Genomic DNA, 288 nt, shown 5'->3' on the forward strand with positions numbered 1-288 from the left:
AATCTGGCAAACAATCTTGTATTTTTTCATAATTCTTCGTATACGCTTCAAATTGTAAACAATATGAAATTGCCCCTCCAATGTCATTTTTATTTGACGGGCTCCTTTTTGACGTCCTTTAAAATGAAAAGCTTTTAATATGATTCTCTTCACTTTCTCGTCTTTTTTATCCATTTGTTTTCGTTGTTCTCTAGCTTTCAAAGAGAAATAGTTATAATATCCAGAACGTGAAACGCCAGCTATCTTACATAAGTGACTCACCATATTTCTTAGGTTATATTTTACGAT

The 288-nt window shown here is 31.6% G+C and carries 1 protein-coding gene; it reads right to left on the minus strand.

Annotated elements, in window-relative coordinates:
• Positions 1-288: IS3 family transposase (locus ACM6HU_RS02060; protein ID WP_414847968.1), on the minus strand; the 288-nt coding region annotated here is incomplete at both ends.

This window comes from Bacillus sp. IT-79MI2, assembly GCF_949768135.1.
Lineage (GTDB): Bacteria > Bacillota > Bacilli > Bacillales > Bacillaceae_G > Bacillus_A > Bacillus_A pseudomycoides.